The sequence below is a fragment of the Paenibacillus sp. P13VS genome, from assembly GCF_015143645.1.
Lineage (GTDB): Bacteria > Bacillota > Bacilli > Paenibacillales > Paenibacillaceae > Paenibacillus > Paenibacillus xylanilyticus_A.
In genome coordinates, this window is the sequence record NZ_WYEV01000010.1 from 117,919 (window position 1) to 140,085 (window position 22,167).

Annotated in this window: 21 protein-coding genes and 1 tRNA gene; 7 read left to right on the forward strand and 15 right to left on the reverse strand. The window is 47.8% G+C overall.

What is annotated here, in order from left to right:
• Positions 1–148: 148 nt before the first annotated feature.
• From gpmI to GUA98_RS22785, 5 genes are all read right to left on the reverse strand, one after another.
• Positions 149–1,693: a 2,3-bisphosphoglycerate-independent phosphoglycerate mutase gene (gene gpmI, locus GUA98_RS22765; RefSeq protein WP_193724485.1), complete on the reverse strand. Its 1,545-nt coding sequence runs from the start codon at positions 1,691–1,693 to the stop codon at positions 149–151.
• A complete protein-coding gene (gene tpiA, locus GUA98_RS22770) occupies positions 1,693–2,445 on the reverse strand; it encodes a triose-phosphate isomerase (protein ID WP_095293028.1) in 753 nt (250 codons plus the stop codon). Before tpiA ends, gpmI begins: the two co-directional genes overlap by 1 nt.
• 33 nt (positions 2,446–2,478) lie before the next feature.
• Positions 2,479–3,660: a phosphoglycerate kinase gene (locus GUA98_RS22775; RefSeq protein WP_154896771.1), complete on the reverse strand. Its 1,182-nt coding sequence runs from the start codon at positions 3,658–3,660 to the stop codon at positions 2,479–2,481.
• A 149-nt stretch (positions 3,661–3,809) separates the two neighbouring features.
• Positions 3,810–4,817, reverse strand: a complete 1,008-nt coding sequence (gap, locus tag GUA98_RS22780) for a type I glyceraldehyde-3-phosphate dehydrogenase (protein ID WP_095293026.1) — start codon at positions 4,815–4,817, stop codon at positions 3,810–3,812.
• 107 nt (positions 4,818–4,924) lie between these two features.
• A complete protein-coding gene (locus GUA98_RS22785) occupies positions 4,925–5,950 on the reverse strand; it encodes a sugar-binding transcriptional regulator (protein WP_095362035.1) in 1,026 nt (341 codons plus the stop codon).
• Between the two features lie 441 nt (positions 5,951–6,391).
• Between GUA98_RS22785 and GUA98_RS22790 the strand changes: the two genes are divergently transcribed.
• Both GUA98_RS22790 and clpP read left to right on the forward strand, forming a co-directional pair.
• Positions 6,392–6,466 (forward strand) — tRNA-Arg (locus tag GUA98_RS22790).
• A 176-nt stretch (positions 6,467–6,642) separates the two neighbouring features.
• Positions 6,643–7,239 (forward strand): ATP-dependent Clp endopeptidase proteolytic subunit ClpP, encoded by a 597-nt coding sequence (gene clpP / locus GUA98_RS22795; protein ID WP_095293022.1) that lies wholly within the window; start codon positions 6,643–6,645, stop codon positions 7,237–7,239.
• 124 nt (positions 7,240–7,363) lie between these two features.
• Here the strand turns inward: clpP and GUA98_RS22800 are convergent, their stop codons facing one another.
• The 7 genes from GUA98_RS22800 to GUA98_RS22830 all read right to left on the reverse strand — a co-directional run bounded on the left by GUA98_RS22800 (position 7,364) and on the right by GUA98_RS22830 (position 13,932).
• Positions 7,364–8,458 carry a PdaC/SigV domain-containing protein gene (locus GUA98_RS22800; protein ID WP_193724486.1) on the reverse strand — a complete coding sequence of 365 codons (1,095 nt, stop codon included), beginning with the start codon at positions 8,456–8,458 and terminating at the stop codon, positions 7,364–7,366.
• A 317-nt stretch (positions 8,459–8,775) separates the two neighbouring features.
• Positions 8,776–9,531 (reverse strand): SIMPL domain-containing protein, encoded by a 756-nt coding sequence (locus GUA98_RS22805; RefSeq protein ID WP_193724487.1) that lies wholly within the window; start codon positions 9,529–9,531, stop codon positions 8,776–8,778.
• A gap of 150 nt (positions 9,532–9,681) precedes the next feature.
• Positions 9,682–9,951, reverse strand: coding sequence for an HPr family phosphocarrier protein (locus GUA98_RS22810; protein ID WP_017691248.1), 270 nt, complete (start codon positions 9,949–9,951; stop codon positions 9,682–9,684).
• Positions 9,952–10,085: 134 nt separating this feature from the next.
• Positions 10,086–11,024 carry a DNA-binding protein WhiA gene (whiA, locus tag GUA98_RS22815; protein WP_095293015.1) on the reverse strand — a complete coding sequence of 313 codons (939 nt, stop codon included), beginning with the start codon at positions 11,022–11,024 and terminating at the stop codon, positions 10,086–10,088.
• Between the two features lie 6 nt (positions 11,025–11,030).
• Complete coding sequence (locus tag GUA98_RS22820) at positions 11,031–12,017, reverse strand: gluconeogenesis factor YvcK family protein (protein ID WP_095293013.1); 987 nt, start codon at positions 12,015–12,017, stop codon at positions 11,031–11,033.
• A 13-nt stretch (positions 12,018–12,030) separates the two neighbouring features.
• Entirely contained in the window at positions 12,031–12,930 is a 900-nt protein-coding gene (gene rapZ, locus GUA98_RS22825; protein WP_095293011.1) for an RNase adapter RapZ, read from the reverse strand.
• A gap of 51 nt (positions 12,931–12,981) precedes the next feature.
• Positions 12,982–13,932 carry an ROK family glucokinase gene (locus tag GUA98_RS22830; protein ID WP_095362039.1) on the reverse strand — a complete coding sequence of 317 codons (951 nt, stop codon included), beginning with the start codon at positions 13,930–13,932 and terminating at the stop codon, positions 12,982–12,984.
• Between the two features lie 362 nt (positions 13,933–14,294).
• Between GUA98_RS22830 and GUA98_RS22835 the strand changes: the two genes are divergently transcribed.
• Genes GUA98_RS22835 through GUA98_RS22850 form a run of 5 tightly spaced genes read left to right on the forward strand, consistent with a single transcriptional unit; the run spans position 14,295 to position 17,726 of the window.
• Complete coding sequence (locus GUA98_RS22835) at positions 14,295–15,248, forward strand: ABC transporter ATP-binding protein (protein WP_193724488.1); 954 nt, start codon at positions 14,295–14,297, stop codon at positions 15,246–15,248.
• A 1-nt stretch (position 15,249) separates the two neighbouring features.
• On the forward strand, positions 15,250–15,987 hold the full coding sequence (locus GUA98_RS22840; protein ID WP_153976494.1) for an ABC transporter permease: 738 nt from the start codon (positions 15,250–15,252) through the stop codon (positions 15,985–15,987).
• Positions 15,988–15,994: 7 nt separating this feature from the next.
• Positions 15,995–16,879 carry a sensor histidine kinase gene (locus tag GUA98_RS22845; protein WP_227779997.1) on the forward strand — a complete coding sequence of 295 codons (885 nt, stop codon included), beginning with the start codon at positions 15,995–15,997 and terminating at the stop codon, positions 16,877–16,879.
• Positions 16,876–17,124: a sensor histidine kinase gene (locus tag GUA98_RS29770; protein ID WP_227779999.1), complete on the forward strand. Its 249-nt coding sequence runs from the start codon at positions 16,876–16,878 to the stop codon at positions 17,122–17,124. Before GUA98_RS22845 ends, GUA98_RS29770 begins: the two co-directional genes overlap by 4 nt.
• Positions 17,124–17,726, forward strand: coding sequence for a response regulator transcription factor (locus tag GUA98_RS22850; protein ID WP_193724489.1), 603 nt, complete (start codon positions 17,124–17,126; stop codon positions 17,724–17,726). The genes GUA98_RS29770 and GUA98_RS22850 overlap by 1 nt, the downstream gene beginning before the upstream one ends.
• A gap of 159 nt (positions 17,727–17,885) precedes the next feature.
• On the opposite strand, the gene GUA98_RS22855 is transcribed toward GUA98_RS22850, so the two are convergent.
• The 3 genes from GUA98_RS22855 to GUA98_RS22865 form a co-directional block, all read right to left on the reverse strand.
• Positions 17,886–18,821, reverse strand: coding sequence for an AI-2E family transporter (locus GUA98_RS22855; protein ID WP_236146770.1), 936 nt, complete (start codon positions 18,819–18,821; stop codon positions 17,886–17,888).
• 257 nt (positions 18,822–19,078) lie between these two features.
• On the reverse strand, positions 19,079–20,038 hold the full coding sequence (gene trxB / locus GUA98_RS22860) for a thioredoxin-disulfide reductase (protein ID WP_193724490.1): 960 nt from the start codon (positions 20,036–20,038) through the stop codon (positions 19,079–19,081).
• 206 nt (positions 20,039–20,244) lie between these two features.
• Positions 20,245–21,978, reverse strand: a complete 1,734-nt coding sequence (locus tag GUA98_RS22865; RefSeq protein WP_193724491.1) for a tetratricopeptide repeat protein — start codon at positions 21,976–21,978, stop codon at positions 20,245–20,247.
• Between the last annotated feature and the right edge of the window lie 189 nt (positions 21,979–22,167).

Consider the following 22,167-nt stretch of genomic DNA (forward strand, 5'->3'; position numbering starts at 1 on the left):
CCGATCGCTGTTATCCCCTGATTCCTATGAACTTATCTTCATATGTTGGAATCATGTGATAAAGGCGAACGCGTTGCTTCTTCAGATTGGTTCTGCCTGCTTCGTTCCAGGTTCCACTTTGTCTTATTCAACAACCTATTTAAACGAATTATTTACGGGTAGCGATGACAGAAGTACCTGTCATTTCTTCCGGTTTAGGCAACTGCATCAGGTCCAGAATCGTTGGCGCGATATCGGCCAGGATTCCACCTTCACGCAAGGTTACGTTAGGGTCTGTAACGATAAATGGAACCGGGTTTGTTGTATGAGCAGTGAACGGACGTCCTTGCTCATCAAATACCATATCCGCGTTACCATGGTCAGCAGTGATGAGTACAACGCCGCCTTTGGCAAGCACTGCATCAACAACACGTCCCATGCACTCATCTGTCACTTCAACCGCCTTGATGGTAGGCTCCAGCATGCCGGAGTGTCCAACCATATCCGGGTTGGCGAAGTTCAGAATGATCGCATCATGTTTGTCTGCTTCAATCTCGCGAACACATGCATCCGCTACTTCGTAAGCGCTCATCTCCGGTTGCAGATCATACGTTGCAACTTTTGGCGAGTTGATCAGCACGCGAGTTTCGCCCGGAAGCTCCACGTCGCGTCCACCGCTGAAGAAGAAGGTAACGTGCGGGTATTTCTCGGTTTCAGCAATACGCAGCTGTTTCTTGTTGTTCTGAACCAGAACTTCACCCAGTGTATTGTCGAGGTTTTTAGGCGAGTAAGCCACATAACCTTCAACCGTTTCACTGAACAACGTCAGGCAGACAAAGTGCAAGCCTTCTGGGAATTTCGGACCACGGTCGAAACCACGGAAATCCTTGTTCGTGAATACTTGCGACAGCTGAATCGCACGGTCAGGACGGAAGTTCAGGAAGATTACGGAATCGCCGCTTCCTACCAAACCTACCGGCTCACCATCCGCTTTAACGATAACCGTTGGCTCAACGAATTCGTCAAATACGGATTTCTCATACGATTCTTCAACCGCTCTGAGTGGATCGTTGTATTTTGGTCCATCACCATAAACGATGGCACGATATGATTTCTCAACACGTTCCCAACGTTTGTCACGGTCCATCGCATAGTAGCGACCTTGAACCGTTGCAATTTGACCTACACCGACTTCCTCAATTTTGGCGATCAGCTTCTTCATGAAGTCTTTACCGCTATCCGGCATAACGTCACGGCCATCCAGGAAGGCATGAATATAAACGTCATTCATTTCTTCTTTTTTGGCCAGATCCAGCATGGCAAACAGGTGGTCGATGTGACTATGTACGCCGCCATCAGACAACAATCCGTATAGGTGAAGCTTTTTACCGTTTTGTTTCGCTTCGCGCACAGCTTTGACAAGTGTTTCATTTTCGAAAAACTCGCCTTCGCGAATCGATTTGGAGATACGGGTCAAATCCTGGTATACGATCCGGCCGGCACCAATGTTCAGGTGACCTACCTCGGAGTTCCCCATTTGCCCTTCTGGCAAACCTACAGCTTCACCGCAAGCAGTGAGAGTTGTGTGTGGGAATTGGCTCATGAAGCGATCGTAGTTCGGCTTTTTGGCTTGCGCTACTGCGTTGCCTTCCACCGTGTTACGAAGACCAAAGCCATCCATGATGATCAGTGCTACAGGTTTTGGAGCTGTCATTACTTCGCCCCCTCAACAAGCGCGATGAACGAAGCCGGCTGCAAGCTGGCACCGCCAACAAGCGCGCCGTCGATGTCGCTTTGTCCGAGGTATTCTGTTACGTTCTCTGGTTTAACACTGCCGCCGTATTGAATACGAACTGCACTTGCAACCTTCTCGTCGTACAGATCCTTCACCAGGCTGCGGATGTAAGCAATAACTTCATTCGCATCTTGGGATGTGGAGGATTTACCTGTACCAATCGCCCAGATTGGTTCATAAGCGATAACCACTTGTGCCGCTTGATCAGCAGACAGACCTGCAAAAGCAGCTTCCGTTTGCACTTTGCATACGTCTTTTGTTTGGTTTGCTTCACGCTCTTCAAGTGTCTCACCAAGACAGAAGATTGGAGTCAATCCGTGACGGAATGCTGCATGCAGCTTTTTATTGACAGTCTCATCGGTTTCCGCAAAATATTGACGGCGCTCCGAGTGACCAATAATTACATAATCCACGCCCAGATCTTTCAGCATTACGCCGCTGATTTCACCAGTGAATGCACCGTTGTCTTCAAAGTGAAGATTTTGAGCACCAATTTTGATGTTTGTGCCTTTCACAGCTTCTACCAATGTAGGCAGATTCGTAAACGGTGCGCAGATTACAGTCTCTACGCCTTCAACTTCCGCTTTTCCTTTAACTTCCTGAATGAAGTCATTGGATTCGGAAACCGTTTTGAACATTTTCCAGTTACCTGCGATAATCGGTGTTCTCATGGTTTTCAACTCCTTCATGCTATAGCTTAAAACTTACTTGTCGTTCAATGCAACTACGCCTGGAAGCACTTTGCCTTCCATGAATTCCAGTGATGCACCGCCACCTGTAGAGATGTGGTCCATTTTATCAGCCAGTTTGAACTTCTCAGCTGCTGCTGCGGAGTCGCCACCACCGATTACTGTGTAAGCATCCGTTGTTGCACAAGCTTCTGCCACTGCACGAGTACCGTGGGAGAAAGGCTCGATTTCGAATACGCCCATTGGTCCGTTCCATACAACAAGTTTGGAGTTTTTAACAACGTCAGCATAGATCTCACGTGTTTTAGGACCGATGTCGATACCTTCCCAATCTGCAGGAATGTCGCCAACTTCAACCACTTTTGTGTTTGCGTTAGCGCTGAAATCATCAGAAATGACGATATCTACTGGCAGATAGAAGTTTTTACCCAGTTTTTTTGCTTTTTCGATGAAGCCCAGAGCTACATCCAGTTTGGACTCATCCAACAGGGATTGGCCTACTTCGTGGCCTTGAGCCTTCATGAATGTATAGGACAATCCTCCACCGATGATTACGTTGTCTGCAATGTTAAGCAGGTTGTCGATTACATCGATTTTGTCCTTAACTTTGGATCCGCCAATGATTGCAGTGAACGGACGCTCAGGGTTGGAAATGGCTTTGCCGAGCACTTCAAGTTCTTTCTCCATCAACAGACCGGATACTGCTGGCAGCAAGTGAGCGATACCTTCTGTTGAAGCATGTGCTCTGTGAGCCGCTCCGAAAGCATCGTTAACGAAAACGTCAGCCAGTTCAGCAAATTGTTTTGCCAGTTCTGGATCGTTTTTCTCTTCGCCTGCATGGAAACGAACGTTTTCAAGCAGCAAGACGTCACCGTTGTTCAGTTCAGCAACTTGTGCTTTAACAGTTTCACCGATGGAATCGTCAGCTTTAACCACTTTTTTACCAAGCAGCTCGGACAGACGCTCAGCCGCTGGAGTCAAACGCAAGGATTCCACAACTTCGCCATTTGGACGACCCATGTGGCTCGCCAGAATGACTTTCGCACCTTTTTCGATCAAGTAGTTGATCGTTGGCAGTGTTGCACGAATACGTTTGTCATCTGTAATTTTACCATCTTCGAGCGGCACATTGAAATCTACACGGACAAAAGCCCGTTTTCCTGTCAATTCGATATCGCGTACACTTTTTTTGTTCATCTGTATTTCCTCCGCACCCATGTATTTGGTGGACCGATCAGGAGCCCAAATCCCCTGTCAACCCTGGTGTTTTTGAGAAATTTGCAAAATGTTGATAGATAAAGAGCGGAAACAATAGCATCTGTTTCCGCTCTATGTTATTGCAGATATTACTTAATCATTTTTGCAAAGTGCTCCAAAGTGCGAACCAATTGAGCTGTGTAGGACATTTCGTTGTCATACCAAGCTACAGTTTTAACCAGTTGTTGGTCGCCCACAGTCAGAACTTTAGTTTGAGTTGCATCAAACAGGGAACCGAAAGTGATACCTTGGATATCGGAAGATACGATTTCGTCTTCAGTGTATCCGAAAGTTTGTGGATCGGAAGCTTCTTTCATTGCTGCGTTAACTTCGTCAGCAGTTACTTTTTGTCCAAGAACAGTTACGAGCTCAGTCAGGGAACCAGTAGCTACTGGTACACGTTGAGCTGCACCGTCGAGTTTACCTTGCAGTTCAGGGATAACCAAACCGATTGCTTTAGCAGCACCAGTTGTGTTAGGGATGATGTTTTCAGCTGCTGCGCGAGCACGACGGAAGTCACCTTTAGGGTGTGGAGCATCCAATGTGTTTTGGTCGCCAGTGTAAGCGTGAATTGTAGTCATCAAACCTTGAACGATTCCGAATTTGTCTTGCAGTGTTTTTGCCATAGGAGCCAGGCAGTTAGTTGTGCAAGATGCGCCGGAAATTACAGTTTCAGTACCGTCGAGGATTTCATGGTTTACGTTGTAAACGATGGTTTTCATGTCGCCAGTAGCTGGTGCGGAGATAACAACTTTTTTAGCGCCGCCTTTAAGGTGCTTCTCAGCTGCTTCTTTAGTTGTGAAGAATCCAGTACATTCCAGAACGATGTCTACGCCCAGGTCGCCCCAAGGAAGTTCTTCTGGGTTACGGTTAGCCAGTACTTTAACTTCTTTGCCGTTCACTTTGAAGAAGCCGTCGTGTACTTCAACATCGCCATCGAAGCGACCTTGAGTTGTATCATATTTAAGCAAATGAGCCAGCATTTTAGCGTCAGTCAAGTCGTTGATTGCTACTACTTCAATGCCCTCTACATTTTGAATACGGCGGAATGCCAAGCGACCAATACGTCCAAAACCGTTAATACCTACTTTAATCATGAGTAAGTTCCTCCCAAGTTTTGATTTAATTTTTTTATGAAGCTATATATTCAAGACAGACGGTGAAGTCCGTCAAGACAACAAGAGTTGTGGTAAAAGAAAAATCTTTATTCCATTTCGGCAACGATGACTTCGGCAGCTGCCTCATCAATAATCAGAATATCTTCCTGCCCGAATCGCAGTACGGAATGAATGGCAGCCGCTTTACTTTTGCCGCCCGCAATTCCAATTACCACATCGGTCCGTTCAATATCCTGAAGTCGCATGCCCAGAGTTAGCATGGTGTGTACCACTTCACCCTGATCGTTAAAATAATAACCGAAGGATTCAGATACGGCTCCTTGCTCCTGAAGCTCTTCAATGATCTCCGTTGCAAGTTTGCGTCTTCGTGCCATCTCCACGGCATCACCGATTCCGTGAATTACGATGCGTGACTGTCTGATCAGCTGGAGAATCTCCTGGACGCTTGGGTCCTGAATTAACGATTCATAGGCATGATCACTCAGCAAATCCGGTACATGCAGGAGTTTGTATTGTGCTCCTACCCGTTTTGCCATTGTCGATGCAATCGTATTGGCCTGAATTTCGAGGCTTTCTCCCAAACCGCCGCGTGCCGGTACGAACCAGACACCTTTTAGCGAAGTTGGCGGAGTCAGCTGCTCTGCTACTCCTGCCGTTGTTGATCCGCCTGTAACGGCAACAACGTCGTTATCATTCATTACTTGACTAAGAGCCTTCGCTCCAGCCTTACCCAGTTCCCGTTTGGCAAATGGAGAAATGTCCGAATCGCCGGGAACGACAACTACCTTTTGCAGACCGTAGGCTTGCTTGATGCGTTCTTCCAGCTCGGATAATCCGAACAGCTCTTTGGCTACTGGCTCTAACTGCTGCAGCAGATCATGCCCTGCCTCACTGATCTTCATCCCCGCACTGTCAATTTCAATAAGTCCCTGAGCCTTTAACAAATCGGTCTCAGCCCTCAGAACCCGCTCGGTCATCTGCATGGAATTGGCTAACGTCCTTCTCCCGATCACATCCGATAACATGATCTGGTGTAGAATCGTATACCTCTTCTTCAAAACATCCATGAGATCAGGCAGAAGCTGCTTTTGCACTTCTAAAATCGTTCGCATGCTTTCCACTCCCGCAAGCTTCTCGTTCCAAGCTCTCTTTCATGGCCCTAAAATGTCCCGGGTTAACTTTTTAAGTCCCACGTCTATTCTACCTAAAACTGACGTGACATGCAAGTGTTTCAAAAGCCTTATTTCACAACGTTTTGGCCCATTGTACGCGCTTATTTTCACAATCTCCAACTTCCACAGGAACGCGCAGCCACATTCATACCATATATAGAAGAAAACCAAATTTCTCATCTATATATCGCTTCTACTGACTCCAGGATTGTGCTTCATGCAACCTGTCCAAAACTTCTCTTAGCATTTACTTAAATGCTTTCTTTATCCATTCTTCATCATCATGATCAATTTCAGGTCAATCCAAACCATAAGCTTGATCATATCTCTTGCAATTCAGAATGCCATGAGCTATAATCATTATTGCTGTCACATCAACGTGCGCCCGTGGTCCAATGGATATGACGTAGGCCTCCGAAGCCTGAGATCCAAGTTCGATTCTTGGCGGGCGCGCCATTCTTGATTAGCAGCTCATAACCCTTTTAACCAATGGAACCGTAAAGGTTTCTTTTTTTTCAAAGTTAGTTTGACTTTCTTTGACTTTTTGTTTGAAATTGTTTATGATGTGGGTAATACGGTAACAGTTTAAATAGATACACTATTCCATGTACATTTCCGAGGAGGTTTTTCACGTGAGTTATATTCCTATGGTCGTTGAACAGAGCAACCGCGGTGAGCGCGCCTATGACATCTATTCCAGATTGCTGAAGGATCGTATTATCTTTCTAGGCAGCGATGTAAATGACGTTGTTGCGAATGCCATCATGGCACAGATGTTGTTCCTCGCTGCGGAAGATCCGGAGAAAGACATTCATCTATACATCAACAGCCCAGGCGGATCCATCACAGCCGGTATGGCCATTTACGATACAATGCAATTTATCAAACCTGATGTATCTACCATCTGTGTAGGTATGGCTGCTTCCATGGGCGCTTTCTTGCTCAATGCAGGTGCAAAAGGCAAACGTTTTGCACTGCCTAACAGTGAGATCATGATTCACCAGCCGCTGGGCGGCGCACAAGGTCAGGCTTCGGATATTGAAATCCGTGCCCGCCGCATTCTGAAAATGCGTGATACCTTGAACCGCATCATCGCTGAGCGCACAGGTCAACCACTGGAGCGCATCGAGAAAGATACAGACCGTGACTACTTCATGAGTGCTGCTGAAGCTGCCGATTACGGTATCATTGATAAAGTCATCGCAAACGTTGGCTCCCAAGGCGTATAAGCCGAGGTAACTGTATATTGAAGATAGGAACAGGTGAATTGATTGACCCGTTCCTACTACAAAGAAGCGCCCCTTGTCATGAACATGACGAGGGGCGCTCTTTTTATAGAATGATATCGAATAATTACTCTGCTGCAATTCCACTGAATGGCTGTGTACCTTTAGGGAGTAACTCTTTGTACGTAAACGAGAATTCCGGGAAACCTTCTGCATAAGCAGTGTATTCATACAGTTGGAAGAATACAACTACCCCTGTAGGCGTTACATAGAAGTCCTGGTCCTTGTTCAGACCTTTATAGCCGTCCAGGTAACCACCGCGAGCCTTAAGTTGCTCCCCAACCTTTTTGCCAAGCGTATCGCGCATTGTTTTGTTGTTTTGCAGCACATCATCAAGACTTAGCTCTTTACCTGTATCCAGCGCAAAGGTGTGACCTGTCCGAGTAGTCATCCCGTGGGCTCCGGCATAATCTTCATAACGCTGAGTAACCAATCCCAGCACGCCGTTCTCGTTGTACGTCACCACATAGGTGCTCTCAAATGCATATGGACGGTTGGCTGCTGCCGTTCCGTATTCTGCCGTTTGCTTCTTGAAAGCAGTTACGAATGTATCCACTTCGTCTTTCAACACTTTGTTGATTGCCGCTTCGGCCTCATCGCTAGCAAGTCCACTCACCTGCGGATATTGAATATCTACCTCAGCATTTTTGATATTCACTTTCACGTTTGCTGATTTCACTTTCACGCTATTTTGCTTCACTTTGCTCAGCGACAGTGTTTTGGTTTTACCATCCCAGCTGCCTTGAACCCCCAGATAATCTCTCATCGCCGAAAAAGGAATGTACAGACGTCCCTTGATCAGCTTCGCTTCAACGTTAGGATAATAATTATTTACTCTTAGCGACGGTTCACCGTCCGCCAGGCTGATTTTCATCGTGTTATTCGCTGCAGTCAGTGCGTACTCTTTTGTTTTTGCGTTATAGGTTAATGTACCACCAGCCACATCTTTAACAGCAGTGAGTGATACCCACGTGGATCCACCTTGTAGAAGACCCTTTTGTGTCAACGTTTTGCCTGCAGACTTCAATGTAACATCTGTGGATGCCGTAACTTTTGACGTAACCGAAGCTGCTTGCACGGAGTTATCCTGCCATACCGCCCCACTACCTACAATAATTCCTGCTGCGAGTAATGCACTTGTCCACTTTTTCCATGATGTCATATATAAAACTCCTCTCGAATTTGCCTATGGTTTATTGCGTATGTATCCTGATCGCATATCTCATACGCTCACCTCTTTATTATAATTAACCCAATTCAGGAAAGGTTTACAGCACCCGTTACAATGTTGTTCAATCCAAATCCATTTGGTAAAGGTTTTGTCACGAACAAATATACAAAAAAGACATCAAATGATTCCTCATTATTCTGGTTAAAGCAAGGATGTTAATACCAAACTTCTTTAAAGCTCCTCTATATAACAAAAGAGACCCTGCCCAATTGGACACAGTCTCTTCATATCTTCATCTACGTCTAGGTTTATTTCATTTCATACGTAATGTTAAGCGTCGTGCTTACTTTTACCTGACCTGTTTCAATTTCTGTACCAGCAGCAGACATTGCCATGTCCTTGGCCGTCGAACTTTCTGTTGCATAGAGCACAGGCACATTGCCATCACCTTGAGTTACAGACAACACAGCACCCAATTGACGTTTAACCGCCTTGGCAATCGCTGCTGCTTTTACATCTGCATTGGCTACAGCCTTCTCGATCACTTGTGCTTCGAAGTTTTCCGGATTTTCTACCGTAAAGCGTACATTCTCGATATTGTTGGCACCTGCCTGTGAAGCAGCATCCAGCAGTTCACCAATCTTGTCCATTTCGCGGTACGTAATCGTCAGCGTATGATGAGCGGTATAGCCTTTAACTTTCTGACCTTCTTTATCGCTATACGTATAGTTTGGCTGTACATAGAATTGACTGGTCTGAATATCGTCTGCACTGATTTTCCACGTATTCTTCAGCAGGTTGGATACCTTTTGAATTTTTGCTGCATTTGCCTTCTGGGCGGAGGCTGCTGTCTCAGCTGTGCTATTCACTCCGATCGATAGATAAGCGATATCCGGCTTTACCTGAATCTCGCCTTTGCCCACTACATTAATCACATTTTGCTGTACCCCTTGTACTTCTGCAGCATAGGCATAACTCCCCGGTGCCACCCACGCTGTACCACCCACGAGCAATGTTCCCGCCACCAATACCGCACCAAACGGTTTCATCCATCGTTTACCCATTACGCATAGCCTCCTTATGTCTAAGATCTCAATCTCAAAGCATTTTGATACCTTAACAGACGGAGACATTTTCCAAAATGTTGCACTTGATTATGCCCATAACGCAAAAAAGCCCCTTGCGGGACTTCTTCATGTCATGTTAATCATATCTTATTGGTTTTCAAGTTCTTCCTTGCTCACCAAACTCACTAAAGCGTTTACAGCCTGTTCGGCGTCCGCGCCTTCAGCACTAATTTGGATTTCTGTACCAGTACTGATTGCAAGGCTCATGATCCCCATGATACTTTTTGCATTAACTTTTTTGTCGTCCTTCTCGACGAACACTTCAGATGAGTACTTATTCGCTTCTTGAACGAACAGTGCCGCAGGTCTGGCATGGAGACCCGTTTTCAAACGGACAACTACCGGGTGCTTTGTCATGGAAACTTACCCCCTATTAGAAATCTAGACATTAAATACACAATTATATTTATAACATTATACCATTAACCCGCGCAGGACACTAGAAGAAAAAAAACCAGCACATTTCTGATTATTCAACCAGGTCCAATCCGTTAACCGTGACGTTCATTCCGCACTTTCTCAGCCAACTCGTCAATCTTACGAAGCCGATGGTTGACACCCGATTTGCTGACGGTACCTTTTAACAGCTCGCCAACTTCCTTCAGGTTAATGTCAGGATGCGCCAGTCTAACCTCTGCGACTTCACGCAGCTTCTCAGGCAAAGACTCCAAACCGACTTCCTTTTGCAGCAGCTTGATATTGTCGATCTGTCTCACTGCAGCTCCGATCGTCTTGTTCAGATTAGCTGTCTCACAGTTGACGATCCGGTTAACGGAATTACGCATATCCCGCATAATCCGTACATCCTCAAACTTGAACAAGGCCTGATGCGCACCAATGATGCTGAGCAGCTCAATAATTTTCTCGCCTTCCTTAATGTATAGGATGAATCCTTTTTTGCGTTCTATACACCGGGCATTAAGATGAAATTCATTGGCCAGATCCACGAGGGCCTGACAGTGCTCTTCATACATGGATGCGATCTCCAGGTGATACGAGGATCCTTCAGGGTTGTTGACCGAGCCACCCGCCATAAACGCGCCGCGTAGATAAGCCCGTTTACAACAGTTTTTCCGTAACAGCTCCTGATTAATTCCTGGAGTAAACAAAAAGCCTTCCGATACAATGTACAGATCCTTTAATATCTCCTGTACCATGGACGGAATTCGAACAATATACACATTGTTCTTTTTCAGCCGCATCTTTTTGCGGACAAGCAATTCCGTATGCACTTGAAAATGCTTTTTAAGCAGAGAGTATGCCCGTCTTGCGATCGCGGCATTCTCCGTCGAAATATCCAAGATCACTTTTTTATTCGATAACTGCACCGCACCTAGCATACGGATGAGGGCTGAAAGTTCCGCCTTTTCGCAGCACGGTTCACTCTCAATCATGGTTAATTCTTTTTTGGTCTGTGCTGCAAACGACATGGGACTTCACCTCTTCCGTAACATCCAATTTTGTACCAGCTGATAGATGTGGTGACTAAGCTTATCGGCATCATGACGCAGATAGGTTCTAAACAGAACAAGTGTATCCGCAACTACCTGATAGCCTGAACTTTTTAGTACATCCATATCCAAAACAACCGGTTTGGCTCCTTTTTCCGCATACCTATTCTGCACCTGCAGCGGAATTTCACCATTATTAACAATAACATAGTCAAAGAGCTGATGCCCCACGTGCTCATGAACCGCCTTGAGGTGGTCACTCACCGTATAGTTATCCGTCTCTCCAGGCTGTGTCATCACATTGCATATAAACATTTTCACGGCCTCTGCCTCGACGACAGCCTCTGCCAGTTTGGGAACTAACAAGTTAGGCAGAATGCTCGTATACAAGCTGCCTGGCCCGATCAGGATGGCATCTGCTTGTCGAATAGCCTCCACAGCCTCTGGCAACGGCTCCACGTGATCCGGTTCAAGGAAAACGCGTTTGATGCGTCCACCTGCTTCAGGGATTTTGGACTCGCCTGTAACAATTGAGCCATCCTCCATCTCCGCATGCAGCACAACCGCCTGCCCGGCTGCCGGCAAAACCTCACCGCGAACGGCAAACACGCGGCTGAGCTCCCGCACTGCGGTTACAAAGTCGCCTGAAATATCCGTCATTGCAGCCAAAATCAAATTACCCAGGCTGTGGCCTGCAAGCCCCGCGCCTGTATTAAAACGATATTTTAGCATATCCGATAGCAATGGCTCAACATCAGCCAGCGCCGTAAGCACGTTACGAATGTCGCCCGGAGGCGGCATTTGCAGTTCGTTGCGCAGGATGCCTGAACTACCACCGTCATCTGCAACCGTGACGATGGCCGTGATGTCCAGCGGCTTCTCTTTCAAACCGCGCAGCATCACGGATAACCCGGTTCCGCCGCCCATTACAACAATCCTCGGACGTTCTCTTCGTGGTCCGGCTTCTTTCATCCCTTCACCCTCTTCAATGACGATCACGGTCAGCGTCGCGATGGCTCACGGTAACAGCTTCAGTTTCGCTGCTTCCCAACATTTTGCCCAAATATTCAGATATGGCTACCGAACGATGCTTGCCTCCGGTACATCCAATCCCGATAATTACCTGACTTTTGCCTTCCTTCCGGTATTGCGGAATCAGGAAGTGCAGCATATCGAGCAGTTTGGTCAAAAACGACTGTGTTTCAGGCCATTTCATGACATATTCATATACATCACTATTCTGCCCCGTATTCGGACGCAAATGATCAATATAATGCGGATTTGGCAGGAAACGAACATCAAACACCAGATCCGCATCGATTGGAATGCCATATTTAAATCCAAACGACGTGATATTCACCGACAGCATATGACTTTCCAAATGAGAAAAGCGGGAAATAATCCGCTCTTTAAGCTGCGCCGGCTTCATCGTACTTGTGTTCAGCACTTGGGTAGCTGAATTTTTAAGCTCCTCCAGCATCTTGCGCTCCAGACGGATGCCATCAAGAGGCATGCCCTCAGGAGCCAGCGGATGTCTGCGTCTGCTCTCCTTGTAGCGCTGTACAAGGACGGAATCCGTAGCATCCAGGAATAAAATTTCACAGTGAATGGTAAAATGATCTTTTATATAGTTCAAAGACTCGGACAAAGCCGTAAAGAATTCCCGTCCCCGCAGGTCAATCACGAGGGCTACCTTACCGATCTTGCCGTTCGATTGTTCAATCAGTTCCGCAAATTTCGGAATCAACACCGGTGGCAGATTATCCACGCAGAAAAAGCCGAGATCTTCCAGGCTCTGTACCGCAATTGTTTTGCCTGCTCCGGACATGCCCGTAATGATAATGAGCGTGGCGCCTGTGCCCGGTGAAACTTCACCTTCAAGCATAAATGTCCCCTCCTTATCATATTGCTGCCTAATCATATGGTTCCGAGGTTACTAAGAACGCAAGAGAAGTCCTGCCGCGCCAACAATTCCCGCATCGTTGCCCAGAGTTGCTTCCAGGATCTGAACACCCTCCTGCAGCGGTTCAGGTGTCAGTTTCGCAAATACAGCACGTACTTCGTCAAACAGGATATTACCGGCTTTCGATACACCGCCCCCGATGATGAACATTTCCGGGTTTATGACTGCAGCAACAGCCGCCATCGATTTACCCAGATAGAATGCAGCACGATTTACGATGCGCAGAGCCACTTCATCGCCAGCTTTGGCTGCATCGAATACTTCCTTGGCTGCAATTTTGTCCACAAGCGCAAGTGACGTATGATCGCCGCGTTCTACTGCATCCTTAGCCATACGGATAATGCCCGTTGCGGAAGATACAGTTTCCACACATCCCATTTTACCACAACCACACTGAATGGCTTCCAGATCAGGCACAACACTGACATGACCCAGTTCTCCTGCCATGCCGGAAAAGCCCTGATAGATTTTGCCGTTCAATATCAAGCCTCCGCCAACACCTGTGCCGAGCGTGTAACATACGCAATTTTCCACACCCTTGCCAGCACCTGCCCAAGCCTCACCCAGTGCAGCAACGTTAGCATCGTTATCTATTTTGACTGGCTTGCCTAGACGCTCTTCCAGAATCGAACGAATGGCTACATTCCGAAATCCGATGTTAGGAGCGAGAACGATAATACCCTCGCGTACATTCGTGAACCCGGCTACCCCAGCCCCTACACCTTCAAGCTGTTCCCAGCTATATGGCGATTCTGCCACGATATGACGGACATACTTCTCGATGTTGGCGATAACCGTATCTACGCCCTTATCCACTTCTGTCGGCCCTTCATACGTATGCATAAGCTGACCTTGTTCATTGCATATACCGACCTTGATTGCTGTTCCGCCGAGATCGACCCCAACGTAGATTTTCTCAGACATGCCGCAAGCCACCTTTATCTATCTAAAATAGTTTAATCCTACGTACCAACTATAATTGAAGGATACGCCTGGGTCAAGACGATAAGACCATTGATACAGAACGCTTCGCCGCGATTGTGAACCCTATCACATCCGTATCATGTATACGTATACAACCTCTCCTCTCTTCTACCAAAACGCAAGCTTTCATGCTTCCCTACTAGAAAGGGAAGCCTCAACTCATGATATTTCATGATCACTCGTTCCATGCGTAAAAGATGACAGTTGTCACCTGAAAGTCATGACAACTCTTACTAATCCCGTCACAGTTCGTTCGGTAAGATGGAAATATCTTAGAGAACAGACAAGGGACGTGAATAAAGATGAATACCGACTCAACCATCATACAGCTTGAACAAGTCAGCAAACGGTTCGGCAGCAAGCTGGCCGTTAACCCTATTTCCCTGAAGATTAACCGCGGCTCAATCGTTGCCATCCTTGGCCCAAATGGCGCAGGCAAAACAACCACCTTGAACATGATGCTTGGCCTGTCCACCCCCTCCTCAGGAGAGGTGACCGTTCTGGGAATGCCGCCAGGCCATAGACAAGTCCGTGAGCGCATCGGTGTCATGCTTCAGGACGTGAGTGTCATGGACGGCCTTACGGTTCGAGAAATCATTCGTATGGTGCGCAGCTACTATCCTACCCCGCTGAATGCGGACAAGATCGAAGCTTTGACAGGTCTAAGGCCTGAAGATCTGAACAGAAGGGCTGAGAAGCTGTCAGGTGGTCAGAAGCGTAGTCTGAACTTCGCCCTTGCCATGGCAGGTGACCCGGATGTGCTTTTCTTCGATGAGCCTACGGTTGGCCTAGACTCCGAGACCCGAAGGTATTTTTGGAAGCAGATTCGCCAGCTGGCCCAGCGCGGCAAGACGATACTTTTCACGACACATTACCTGCAGGAAGCCGATGAAGCAGCCGACCGGATTATCCTGTTCGCGGGAGGTTCAATCGTTGCAGACGATACGCCTGATCGTATCAAAGATGGAATCACCAAACGGACGCTTTCCTTCTCGCTGCCAGTTGGCCAGATGGATAACGGACTTGTAACTCCCGATGCAGCACTACTGGACATCCATACACAGATTGAAGAACTGCCTGGAGTTGAACGGATCGAGTATCGCAAAGACCGCTGTATTCTTCATACACAGGATACTGATGCTCTGATTCGTGTCATCATTACAAGCCAGCTGCCTGTTAGAGAAATCCGTATTGAAACCGGACAACTGGACGATGCTTACGCTACCTTGCTCGATACCATGAAGGAGGGACATTGATATGTCTATACTGTTTGCCCAATCTCGCGTTGAAATGCTTCGCATGTCCCGCAATGTCTACTTTGTATTTTGGTCACTGCTGATGCCTGTGATCTTCTACGTTCTCTACACCCGCATATTTACCACAGATGCAGTAGATGCGAAGGAGTGGAACGCACACTACCTCATGTCTATGACCTGTTTTAGCGTTATGGGTTCATCCATTATGACCCTGGGGATCCGGCTCGTTCAGGAGAGAGTGCACGGCTGGGTCACCTATCTGCGCGTCACTCCTCTCCCGGACTCCATTTATTTCAGCGGCAAAATGATCGGTCAGACAGCCATGCATCTGTGTTCCATTGTCATTATCTTTGTAGCAGGCTATCTGATTAATGGCGTTACCCTCTCGGTCTCCGAGTGGATCGGCTCCGCACTGTGGATTTTGGCTGGTTCTCTGCCCTTTCTCGCCCTTGGTACGTGTATTGGCACCTTCCGCCGTGTCGATACCGCTACCGGGCTCAGCAATGCTCTATATCTTTCGCTCGCTTTACTTGGGGGGATGTGGATGCCGTTGGACGTCATGCCGAGCTGGCTTGCAGAAATCGGTCATTGGCTGCCTTCCTATAGTTTCGGCAATGGAGCGTGGGTTATTGTAACCGGTGGTGTACCTGAGCTGCGGGATATCCTGCTATTGGCAGCATACTTGGCGGCTTTTATGTTAATATCCACATATATCCGCAGCAAACAAAAGGAGGCTTAATCTTGGTATGTTTCAGCGTTTTGAGCTTTTCCCTAAGCGGTACGGAATTTATCCATACATCTGGATGATCTATCTTGCTATGCCGATTTATTATTTATGGAAAGCTCATGGGCTTGATTTGTACATCGGTGTCACGGTATTCATTATATTTATCCTGACCTACCGGCAGCTATATATGACGTCCGGGACCTCCGCATTCTCCTACTGGCTTGGTGTGCAGATGGCTGCCGTACTGGTACTAAGTCTTATGATTGATCCGAATATGTTCTTTCTGGGCTTTTTCTCGGCCAACTTTATCGGATGGTATACGGAGCAACGGATGTTCCGGCGGTTTCTATTGTTTTTTGCCATCGTCCAGACCATTCCCATTGCTGTTAACATCAAGGAATTTACTGCGGAGCAACTCCTGTTCTTTACTCCGTTTTACCTAATTATGCTGGTATCACCCTATGGAATCAGAACCATGCTGGATCGTCAGCAGCTGGAAGCGAAGCTGGATGAGGCCAACCAGCATATCAAGGAGTTGATCAAGCGGGAAGAACGCATGCGTATCGCCCGCGATCTGCATGATACGATGGGACATACACTCTCTTTGATCACGCTCAAGAGCGAACTCGTCACCAAATTGATCACCAAAAATCCCGAACGTGCCATACAGGAAGCGCGTGAGATCGAACGCACCTCTCGAGCAGCGCTGCGTGAAGTAAGGCAGCTTGTCTCTGACATGCGGGCGATCAGCATAGCTGAAGCGCTAGCCGACGCCCAAGAGATGCTGAAGAGTGCAGACATTGAGCTTCAAATAACAGGTGATCTGGAGCCGCATGGCGATGTGCCGGACCTGACCCAGAACATGGCCAGTCTCTGTATGCTTGAAGCCGTACCAATGTCGTGAAACATAGTGGCGCCTCTCAGAGTCTGATCCATCTGGAACGAACACACGATGGCGTTCAGATCACGGTAAGGGATAATGGTCACGGCATGCCTTCCACCGAACGTCCAGGCAACGGACTGAAGGGCATGTCTGAACGCCTGGGACTGATTGATGGTTCTCTACGGATTACATCCGATGCAGGAGGAACCATTCTCGTCTTTTCCTTTCCGCTGATTGCCAGTGAACCCCAAGGAGGAGTGAAATAGTGATTCGAATCATGATTGCCGAAGACCAGCGCATGCTGCGCGGCGCACTTGCTTCACTGCTTGATCTCGAAGATGACTTTGAAGTTATCGGTGAAGCAGGTAACGGAGAAGAAGCACTTCAGCAGATCTCTTCTCTTCAGCCTGACCTATGCCTAATGGATATTGAAATGCCTGTCATGACGGGTCTTGAGGTCGCAGAACGTATAGAGCAACTTGGCCTGACCTGCCGCATTATCATCCTTACGACTTTTGCCCGGCCGGGTTTCCTGGAACGAGCTATTCAGGCCGGTGTGCAAGGTTATCTGTTGAAAGACGAGCCAAGTGACCGTTTAGCGGAAGCTATTCGCCGTGTCATGAATGGTGGGCGGGAAGTGTCCCCCGAACTGGTCTTTGGCGCTGCCAAGGAATCTAATCCCTTAACGGAGCGGGAGAAGGAAGTGCTGAAACTGGCAGCAACCGGCATGAACGCCAATCATATTGCAACCTCACTCCATCTCTCGTACGGCACCGTACGTAATTACCTGTCCGAAGCCTTTAACAAGCTTGGGGCAAAAAATCGGATGGAAGCGGTCAGTGTGGCTGAGGAGAAAGGCTGGTTGTAAATCGGATTTGCGTCATCCAGTGACGCGATCCACAGGCGAACTACATATACAAAGACGTGGCCTCTGGCCCGTGCACAAAACAAAAACGCCTCCCTACGGGAGGCGTTTCAACTTTTTCAGCCGTATAATCCTCACTAATCCCAGTCGTTGAGCCGATCGTTATAGCTTGGTTTCCACACGTACCGGTTCCTCGGTCTTCTCCATTTTGTTGACATCCAGGATATCAAGCAGGAAGACAAAGATCGGAATACCGATAATAAGGCCCCAGATTCCCAGGAAGTGTTGTGACAGAATCAGTACGATAAACGTGTAAAACATCGGCAGCTTCGTCTTATGTGCCATCAGTTTTGGATTAAGGAAATACGTTTCCAGTGCATGAATGATGACAATCATGACGATAACGATAATGCTCAGCTGTATTCCGCCCATTTGATAACCGATCAGACACAGAGGCACCAATGATATGATAACTCCCGCTACCGGTACAAGGCTCAGCAGGAATACGAGAATCGTCAGAGCAAACAGATACGGGAATCCGAGTATCCATAGACCCAGAATGGTAAGAGCCGTATTGAATACGGCGATCATCAGCTGCGCTTCAATCACCTTACCAAAAGACGATACGAATTTGTCCCCAAGATAAGCTACTTCATTGTAGAACCAACCGATCTTGCTCGTTTTGAACTTGGATGTGAACTTGACGATCTCCTGCTTCTGCAGCAGGAAGAACAGACTGAGTATGATGACCAGCAGAATAAACTCGAGCCATTTGCTCAGAGCGAAAATATACTTCAATGCATCGTTCGCATAGTTCTTGATATCGTATGATTGAAGGAAGCTGGCCACTTTGGCTGCCAGATTATCCCCTTCAGCGGTATCGAAGAACGTCATAATCTCATTGGTTAACTGAATGACCTGATTGACAATTCTCGGTGAATATCTCGATATCCCCAGCACAATGGCTGCAATGACGATCAGATAGAGCAGTATGACGACGACTTTATAATTAATCGGAAATAGCCGATTTAGTTTCCCCGTAATAAACTGCTGCAACCGATTCATGACATACGTCACTAGAAATAGCAGCAAGATCATGTGCAGCATACTCCCCATGCTGAACAGGACCAAACAAAACAACAGCAGAATCAAAAAGCGTCTGACTGTTGCATTTTTTATCCACTCTTTAATCATTTCCCCCAAAATCTTCACCTCGCAGCTAATATGCCCATTATGTATACGATCTCATGTCCATTTGGTTTCAAAAAAAGAGAAGCCTCCCGGCTTCTCTCACGTGATGAGACTTCCCGTTGTCTCTTATTTATAGTTTATGCAGTGCACTACCTTGGTCATGCTTACTTATCCAGCGTTTCGCTCCAGTCGTGGATAATACTACCTTCAAGGTACTTCTCACAGTCCATGGCTGCCATACAGCCTGAGCCTGCAGCCGTGATGGCTTGGCGATATTTCGTATCCTGAACGTCACCGCAGGCGAATACACCCGGAATGTTCGTTTCGGTGGTTCCTGGCTTCACCAGAACATAACCGTGATCATCGAGAGCAATCTGGTTACCCAGGAAGCCCGTGTTAGGCGTGTGGCCAATCGCTACAAATACGCCATCGGCTTCGAGCAGCTCCTCTTGACCGGTCTCGTTATTGCGCACCTTCAATCCCTTGACACCCAGTGCCTCTGGCACAACTTCGAGCGGTGTCCGGTTCAGAGCCCATTTCACCTTCTCATTGCTGCGCGCCCGGTCCTGCATGATCTTCGATGCCCGCAATTCATCCCGGCGGTGAACGAGTGTCACGTCTGTTGCAAAACGGGTCAGGAAGCTGGCTTCCTCCATCGCGGAATCGCCGCCACCCACAACAATGATTTTCTTGCCACGGAAAAAGAATCCGTCACATGTCGCGCACGTACTTACGCCGCGCCCCACATTTTCCTGCTCTCCCGGAATGCCGAGATAGCGGGCAGAAGCACCGGTAGAGATAATAATCGACTCCGCCTCAAGCTCACCAATGCCTCCGACCTTCACCTTGAATGGCGGCTTGCTGAAGTCAACTTCCTCTACCCATCCATTCTTGAATTCCGCTCCAAAACGCTCTGCTTGCTTCCGCATGTTATCCATTAATTCCGGCCCCATAATGCCCTGCGGGAACCCTGGAAAGTTTTCAACCTCTGTCGTGGTTGTCAACTGGCCTCCAGGTTGCAAACCTTCTATGACCAAAGGGTTCAGGTTGGCACGAGCCAGATATATCGCTGCCGTCAAACCTGCAGGTCCGGTTCCGATCACAATCGTTCTGTATTTAGACATATAGATACCGCCTCCTTGATAAGGTTGAGAGTGTGTTGACTGGAAAACTTCTAGAGTGATATGACGAAGCCTATTCGTTAAGTTTACCCGTTTTGCAGGCAATTGTATCCTTCATGAAATTCCGATCTTTCTCAAACTGTCTCCAAGCACGTAATGTTGCTCATCTATACGGCCAACAAGAAAGGGTACATGTAACCCGGAGTAGACTACACGGTTGGCGGGATGCTTCCGCACACCCGAACAATCTGCCGTGCGTATTTGCTAACAGTGGAAGCCGATATGCCGTACCGTTCCGCAATGCTCTGATAGGTAACGGGACGACTGTGGATTTTGGCTGCGAGATATTCCAGCCCCGCAGCCCAGCCTTCAATTTGCTTGAACCCCGGGCCATCCGGATGCACTCTGGATACATAATCGGTCCAGATCCGTTCCATCTCCTGCTGCAGCTCTGCTTTCGCTTCTGTCATCTGCAGAGCACGCTCCACTACGGCTTGCCAGTGCGAAGTCGTTTCCGACTTGGCTTGCACTGTACTTGATTGCATCTTAGGAAGAAGACGGTCTGTTATCCCGGATACCGGTTGTTGATCATGGTTCTTGCCCTGATTCTGCTCTTTCATTTGGAGCCCTTTGAGCACAGATTCAGCCGCAGCAACCAGATCCTGATCTTCATCAGGCTCTTGTACGAAGGATTGCAGGGCTTGCTGCACCTCATAATCACCGATCATGGCCAAGGCATGAATGACCTGAAGCTTCGTTGCACGATCTCCATGGCGCAGCGCCCAGAAGAACGATGAACGGATGAGCGGGTCATTTTTCATCTCTTCCGGTATACCGTTACCATAGTTCTCCCATTGTCTGAATTGCTCGTCAAACGGAAGATGGTAGTGATAGCTGAGCTTCTCCGGCTCACGCTCCCCTTCCCGAACGGCATCAAGGCCAGACAGATAGAACTGGGAAACCTCTGAGCCCGGATCAAGCTTGGACACATGGCGCCATAGCCGCTCTGCAACATCGTAACGCGCCGTATTATATGCTGCCACGGCCGCGTAATGAGCAAGCGCCGGATCGGCTGCTGTCTCTTCATCCTTCAAGAGTCGGCGGAAATGGGTATAGGCCGAGTCATGCTGCCCAAGAATTCCCATGGTGGTAGCCAATTTATACACCTGCTCCTTTTGGTAAGGCACGATGACACGCAGTTTTTTGATCAGCAATAACACTTGGTCTGCCCGATTCTCGTTCTGGTGGAAGATCGCGAGATTACACAAGGCATGCAGGTTTCCCGGCTCCTGCTCCAGCACTTCGGCAATCGTCTCTTTCGCCTTGGGGAACAGTCCCATATAGTAATAAGCAAGCGCAAGATTGTTACGGGCTGCCAAATAGTCAGGGTAGTCGGGTGACATGCCCTCCAGAAGTTCGGCTGCCTGAGCAAATTTCCCCTCTTCCAGCAGCTCTCTTGCCTGATCGTGCTCAACCACACCTTTACGGGATTTGATCCGGTTCAGCTTGGCCGGGCGATCCAGCTCATAATACAGAAGCTCCATCATCTCTTCGGCTTCCGTCATGAACTGCCCCTGTGGGTCCTCCTCCAAATACGTAACAAGTGCCTGCTCGGCTTCCTCAAACCGGTCCATATTCGCATAATTGTTGGCCATATAGAAGTAGCATTCCGTCATGGACGGATCCACCACCTCCAGCACATGCGCCAGAACAGCATTGGAAGCTTCGTAATCTCCCTTCTCAGATAATATACCCGCCATATTGCAATGGTTCACCGGATTTTCCGGTTCATATTCAACAGCTTTACGAAAATATTTTAATGCCTTGTCAACATGATTACGGTCCAGCGAGCGGACAGCTCTCTCGAAAAAGAAAGAAGCATCCAAGTGAATCGGTATAATATTGGCAAGGGGTCCTTCTGCCCGCACTAGCTTGCCCTTCATCTTCCAAGGCACCTCCTCTTTGCTTTCATTCATACTCTCCAGTATACCACATCTGGCGGCGGTCTTCTCAACATGTAGTTTCAAGAGCTTTATGCAAAAATTGCACATAAAAAAGATGGCATTCCATCCTCCTTGAAGGGTGAAATGCCATCTGAATTTCATGGGAATTTCTCTTTGAAAATGGAGATC